This window comes from Streptomyces milbemycinicus (genome assembly GCF_002154605.1).
Taxonomy (GTDB): Bacteria; Actinomycetota; Actinomycetes; order Streptomycetales; family Streptomycetaceae; genus Streptomyces; species Streptomyces milbemycinicus.
Genome location: NZ_MUNE01000439.1, coordinates 1 through 5,233, shown reverse-complemented (window position 1 = coordinate 5,233; position 5,233 = coordinate 1). Strand labels below are relative to the sequence as shown.

Here is a 5,233-nt window from a genome sequence, read left to right as displayed (position 1 = left end):
GGCGCAGGCAAGTCCACCCTCCTCGCCGCCCTCGCCGCCGACCTGGCCCCGCACCGGGGCCAGGTCGTCATCTGCGGGCGCGACGCCCCCGCCTGGTCCGCCGCCGAACTGGCCCTCCGCCGCGCCGTCCTGCCCCAGTCGGCCTCCCTCGCCTTCCCGTTCACCGTCGAGGAGGTCGTACGCATGGGCCGCGCCCCCTGGGCCGGCACCCCGGCCGAGGACCGCGACGACACCGTCGTCGCCTCCGCGCTGGCCCAGACCGAGACCACCGACTTCGCCGCCCGCCCCTTCTCCGCCCTCTCCGGCGGCGAAAAGGCCCGTGTGGCCCTCGCCCGCGTCCTCGCCCAACAGACGCCCCTGCTCCTCCTCGACGAACCGACTGCCGCCCTCGACCTACGCCACCAGGAACTGGTCCTGCGCATCTGCCGCCGCCGCGCCGCAGCAGGTGACGCCGTCGTGGTCGTCCTCCACGACCTGGGCCTCGCCGCCGCCTACGCGCACCGCACGGCCGTACTCCACAACGGCCGCATCGCCGCGGCAGGCCCACCCGCCGAAGCCTTCCAGGCCGACCTGCTCAGCCACGTCTACCGCCAGCCCGTCGACGTCCTGCCCCACCCCCACACGGGCACACCGCTCGTCATCCCGAAACGCGCCTGAGCGCGTCCGATCTACGCTTACGGCTCATGGACTGGACTACGCCCATAAGCACACTGCTCGGCGCGGTGGTTGGAGTCGGATCAACACTGCTGGGCGAGACCGTTCGCTCAAAACGTGATCGAGGACACCAGCAGTACGAACTCAGGCGGCAGCTGTACGCCCGCTACCTCGAAGCTCTCACCAACACCGACAGCGAACTACAGCTGCTCGCCATCCGCGAGCAGACCCCGTTGGACGAAGCCGACCTTCGGGCCGCCTGGCGCAATCACTCCCTGCTGTCCCTGAATTACGAGATCGCGCTCGTCGGCCCACCACCAGTGGCCGACGCCGCCGATACGGCCTACCGCTCGCTGCGGTCGATGCGGAACGTCCTGGGCAGGGCGGAGGTCACCCTCGGCCGCCCCGGCGCGCCAGAGGACAACACCCCCGGAACTGCCGAATGGCACGGCGCCCACCGCGCGTACATCGACGCGATGGCCACTCTGCGCTCGGCCATGCGGGCCGACATAGGAAACGGTCAGCGCAGCTGATTCGAGTGCGCTGGAGGTCAAAAACCGTGCGCCTGGCGTCAATGACACCCCGGGCCGTACCGGAGAAACTCCTGTCAGTCCCATTGGGTGCACAGATCCTCCGCGCAGGTGCGGACCCACACACCGTGCCCGGCCGGAAGAGTGACCGTCCGGCGGTACCGGGAGGTGCCGCCCGGCCCCGCGGCAGCCAGATCAATGGTCTGCGAGCAGACGTTCGGCTGATTGGAGATACACAGCTGGGCCACCGCTTTGCCGGTGCCATCCGGGTTCTTCAGATATCCCGTCACCGTGGCTCTGGCCGATGTCCAACAGACCGTCCCGACGGAATAGGCGCGCATTTCCGCCTTGTAGTCGCGGCACCCGCTCGTCGGAGCGGCCTTGGATGACGGTTCGGAGCCGAACGGACTCAACGGGCTGAACGGCAGTAAGGCAAGGCCGAGGGCCAGGAGCGCCAACCCCAGCCCCGCGAACAGGAACAGGCGCCGCCGAGCAGCGCGCTGGGCGCGCCCAGGCTCCTCGCCGGGAGAAGCCGCCGTCTCGGGCGAAGTCGCCGCTTCGGCTGGGGATGCCATATCGGGTGGCGGCTGGGCACCGGCCTCCAGCGCGTCGTCCCACAGTTCCAGCAGTGGCCTCGGGTCGGCCCCGCAGGCTTGTGCGATGTCCTCGACGGCGTCGCGGCTGGGGAACAGCTTGCCGTTGACATAACGCTCGAGCGAAGCCCGGCTGTAGTTGGTGCGCGCCTCGAGCCTGGCGAAACTCAGCCCGGACGCCTGCTTGATTCGCCGCAGTTCGCCCGCCAGCCGCCGTCCCGCGGAAGAGGTCAGAGCGACAGCCGCCTGACGGGGCGCTTCCGAGGTGTCCGACCTGCGTTGCCCCATGCTGTGCCCCCCGGTGCGCCGTATGCGGGCGGCCGTCCGGAGTTGGTGCGGCGTCTCAAGACATCCCATGAGACGCCCCTTTCCTTCCTGGGACGCCCTGCGCGGTCAAGAGTGTAGGGGTCAGCGCCGCGCCGCGGCTGACGTTCGAGCGCCCGGGCGACCACCACGCCCGGCTCATGCGCCTCTCCCTGACTGCTCGCGTCCTGTGGCATGCCCCCGGCCAGGACTCGGCCGAACGAAAGGCACCTTCCGGCCTTGATAGCGCACGACTCCTTTTCAGAGCCCACGACCGCAAGGCGGCCCCATGAGACGACCGATGAGATACGCGCCCTGGAACTCGGCCCGGTGCGCGTTACGTTGATGAATCTCCCCAAACCAACACCAACACGCCCACTCCGCCCGCTCCTGAGCCCAACTCCGGAGACATGGCAGCTCTCTCTCCTGTCCCGCCGCCCACAGCCGGAGACCACGGAAACCAGCACCCTGACGCTCCACGAGGGCTCACGGCCGTTCGAGACCCCTGCTCCGGCTCTCGGCCCGGCACAAGCCGTGGTGGTGAACCTCCCTCGCGGCGCGGTACCGATACCGGACCATGCCCTGCGAAGCCTGACAACCCAACCCGTACCTCCCAGGCCCGGCCCCGGAATGATCCTGGCCCGATTCCTGGAAGGACTCGCCGACCATTGGGAAAGCCTCGAGTCGACTCCGACCGAACGGCTCGGCTCGGCCGTGGTCGATCTCTCGGTCGCATTCCTCATGAGCCTGGCCGAGGCACACGGACTGCTGTCGCCTCACCCCCGAAGGTCCGAACTCCTCGAAGAAATCAAGGCTTTCATCATCCGGAATCTCGGCGAACCACATCTGTCACCCCAGCAGATCGCCGCAGAGCATCACATCTCGGTACGCTACCTGCATCTCCTCTTCAACCACGACAAGCGCACGGTCCGCGGCTTCCTCCAGGAACAGCGCCTGGAACACTGCCGGGCCGACCTGACGGACCCGTTCCACCCCGGACGAACCGTCGGCGTGATCCGTGCCCGCTGGGGCTTCCGAGACGACGCCGTGTTCGGCAGAGCCTTCAAGAAGGCCTACGGCATCTCACCGGGCGAGTACCGCAAAAGGCACTTCCAGGTCCTGTGACCCGGCCGGGCTCGGCGGGTGCGGCTCAGGTCTCTGTCAGGAGCGGAGCGCGCTTGTCGGGGCCGTCGGGTTCGGACTCGGCCAGCGCGGCTGCTCGAACAACAGGCGACAGTGATCGATGAGTTCGCGTTGTCCTACGTACCCGGCATCCTGCAAACGGAAAGGTACGCGCGTGCGGTCCTGCGCTCCGGCTTCCCCCCACGGAGTGATGAGGAGTGCGACAGGCTTGTCGTCACGCGACTTGAGCGGGCGAAGATCCTCGACGCCCCAATAACGCCCGTAGTGTGGGCCCTGCTGGACGAGGCGGTATTGCTGTCGAGCATGCTGACGCTGATGTGGTTCGAGGACCAGCCCCCGGCCGCCTACAGCGAAGGTGTGTCCATCGGCAAGCTGCACGACTCCCCTGCACTGGTCGAACAGCTCAGGGGCGCATACGTTCTCGCGCTGAGCGACGCGCTGCCGCTGAAGGAGTCACTTGCCCTGATGAGGGCAACGTCGAAGGAGTACGGACGTCATGCCTGAGCACATATCCCGGGACGCAGCCGCGCTGAGCGGCTGGCGGAAGTCGTCGTACAGCAACAACGAGGGAGGCAGCTGCGTCGAAATCCTGGATGGCTACCCTTCAGGCGTCCCCATCCGCGACTCCAAGACCCCCCACGGCCCCGCCCTCGTCTTCCCGGCGGACAGTTGGTCGTCGTTCCTCGCAGCCCTCAAGGACGGGAACTTCCCCACCTGATCCAGCCCGCCATGTCGCCCGCCCCATGGCCGCCCTGGCGAGCGCGTCCTGAAGCCGGCCGTCCCCTCCCCGCCGACGACAGCAGAGAAGCGGGGGCAGCAGCGTTCGGCACCCCCGCCTCAAGACGTCATCGCGTCAGCAGGGCGTCTGCGCTCCGCCGTCGTTCAGGTTGCCGTCCCAGATCCAGCCCCTGGTCCCGGTGTCGTCATATTGCGCGTGGGTCCAGGTGTTGCCTGCGGAGTTGACCACGTAGCAGTCGTAGGAGAGACGACCGGAGAAGACGGTGATGTTCGTCGAGCACTCGGCGTTCGGGCCGCTGCGCAGCGGCGCGGAGCCGTCCCGGTTCAGGAGGTAGCCGGTCCCGGTGTCCACGTCGCGCCAGGACGGGTGGGTGCATGCGGCGGTCCCCGTGGTGGCGGCACCGGCCGATGGGGCGGCAGTCAAGATGGCCGAGCCGGCCAGGAGAGGCAGAGCGACCGCTGCCCACATCTTGTTTCTCTTCAACATGTTCCCTTTGCTCTGCGGGCGTCACCCTCATGACGACGTCCCACGATCATTTGCCCGTCGAGCGTATGTTCGGAGCCAGCGATAGGTTAGATCGTTTTCAGCCACGGAGATCGCGCGCCACGCACCGGCTGGTTTTCACCGTTCATGACGGCTTGATCTGCATATCTCCTGTGCAGCCCGGGTGCAGATTGGCTGGTCCGGCAGGAAAGTGCGGGCGGAATGGAGGCGTCCGGGTGTCTTGTTCGATGCTCCCCTGCCGCGGCCGGCTCATAGGTGGCGGGTACTCGGGGCACGCCATAGTCCGCCCCGGCTGATCCGGGCATAAAAAGACCCAGCTCAGACACTGTCTGAGCTGGGGTTCCAGTGGAGCCGCCTAAGGGAATCGAACCCTTGACCTACGCATTACGAGTGCGTCGCTCTGGCCAACTGAGCTAAGGCGGCATGCTGCCCGGCCAGACTGGCATCAGCAGCGCGGACAAGTCTACACAGTTTCGAGGGGTGCTCCGTACGGGGTTGATCGCCGCGACCAGGTGGCCCGGGTACGGGACGTACGCGCAGGTCAGTTGCAGCGTTTGCCAGAGGGGGGTGGGGTGCCGGTCAGGAGGTAGGTGTCGATGGCGGTGTCGATGCAGGCGCTGCCGCGGCCGTAGGCGGTGTGGCCGTCGCCGTTGTAGGTGAGGAGGGTGGCGGAGGTGAGCTGGGAGGCCAGGGAGCGGGCCCAGGTGTAAGGAGTGGCGGGGTCGCGGGTGGTGCCGACGACGACGATGGGGGCGGCGCCCTTGGCG

The 5,233-nt window shown here is 67.9% G+C and carries 7 protein-coding genes, 1 tRNA gene and 1 pseudogene; 5 read left to right on the top strand and 4 right to left on the bottom strand.

The window, feature by feature from the left end; genetic code table 11:
* Positions 1 to 657: heme ABC transporter ATP-binding protein (locus CCN51_RS32335; protein ID WP_086860407.1), on the top strand; the 657-nt coding region annotated here is incomplete at its 5' end.
* A gap of 26 nt (positions 658 to 683) precedes the next feature.
* Positions 684 to 1,187 carry a hypothetical protein gene (locus CCN51_RS32330; protein ID WP_086860405.1) on the top strand — a complete coding sequence of 168 codons (504 nt, stop codon included), beginning with the start codon at positions 684 to 686 and terminating at the stop codon, positions 1,185 to 1,187.
* A 74-nt stretch (positions 1,188 to 1,261) separates the two neighbouring features.
* Here CCN51_RS32330 and CCN51_RS32325 read toward each other — a convergent pair whose 3' ends face one another.
* Positions 1,262 to 2,065, bottom strand: a complete 804-nt coding sequence (locus tag CCN51_RS32325; protein WP_158104718.1) for a helix-turn-helix domain-containing protein — start codon at positions 2,063 to 2,065, stop codon at positions 1,262 to 1,264.
* A gap of 549 nt (positions 2,066 to 2,614) precedes the next feature.
* On the opposite strand from CCN51_RS32325, the gene CCN51_RS55200 reads away from it, so the two are divergent.
* From CCN51_RS55200 to CCN51_RS32310, 3 genes and pseudogenes are all read left to right on the top strand, one after another.
* Positions 2,615 to 3,205, top strand: coding sequence for a helix-turn-helix domain-containing protein (locus CCN51_RS55200; protein WP_158104717.1), 591 nt, complete (start codon positions 2,615 to 2,617; stop codon positions 3,203 to 3,205).
* 84 nt (positions 3,206 to 3,289) lie between these two features.
* Positions 3,290 to 3,727, top strand: a pseudogene (locus tag CCN51_RS32315) (Scr1 family TA system antitoxin-like transcriptional regulator); the annotation flags it as partial.
* Positions 3,720 to 3,941, top strand: a complete 222-nt coding sequence (locus tag CCN51_RS32310) for a DUF397 domain-containing protein (protein WP_014178447.1) — start codon at positions 3,720 to 3,722, stop codon at positions 3,939 to 3,941. The pseudogene CCN51_RS32315 and the gene CCN51_RS32310, both read left to right, overlap by 8 nt.
* A 135-nt stretch (positions 3,942 to 4,076) precedes the next feature.
* On the opposite strand, the gene CCN51_RS32305 is transcribed toward CCN51_RS32310, so the two are convergent.
* From CCN51_RS32305 to CCN51_RS32295, 3 genes are all read right to left on the bottom strand, one after another.
* A complete protein-coding gene (locus tag CCN51_RS32305) occupies positions 4,077 to 4,448 on the bottom strand; it encodes an SH3 domain-containing protein (protein ID WP_238545431.1) in 372 nt (123 codons plus the stop codon).
* A gap of 364 nt (positions 4,449 to 4,812) precedes the next feature.
* A tRNA-Thr gene (locus CCN51_RS32300) sits at positions 4,813 to 4,889 on the bottom strand.
* Positions 4,890 to 5,007: 118 nt separating this feature from the next.
* A partial coding sequence (locus tag CCN51_RS32295; protein ID WP_143675948.1) for an alpha/beta hydrolase occupies positions 5,008 to 5,233 on the bottom strand: 226 nt, incomplete at its 5' end.

Bases quoted from the DNA above. Each gene is read 5' to 3' on its own strand.
- CCN51_RS32325 (WP_158104718.1), bottom strand. From the start codon at position 2,065: ATGGGGCAACGCAGGTCGGACACCTCGGAAGCGCCCCGTCAGGCGGCT.
- CCN51_RS32310 (WP_014178447.1), top strand. From the start codon at position 3,720: ATGCCTGAGCACATATCCCGGGACGCAGCCGCGCTGAGCGGCTGGCGG.
- CCN51_RS32330 (WP_086860405.1), top strand. From the start codon at position 684: ATGGACTGGACTACGCCCATAAGCACACTGCTCGGCGCGGTGGTTGGA.
- CCN51_RS32305 (WP_238545431.1), bottom strand. From the start codon at position 4,448: ATGTTGAAGAGAAACAAGATGTGGGCAGCGGTCGCTCTGCCTCTCCTG.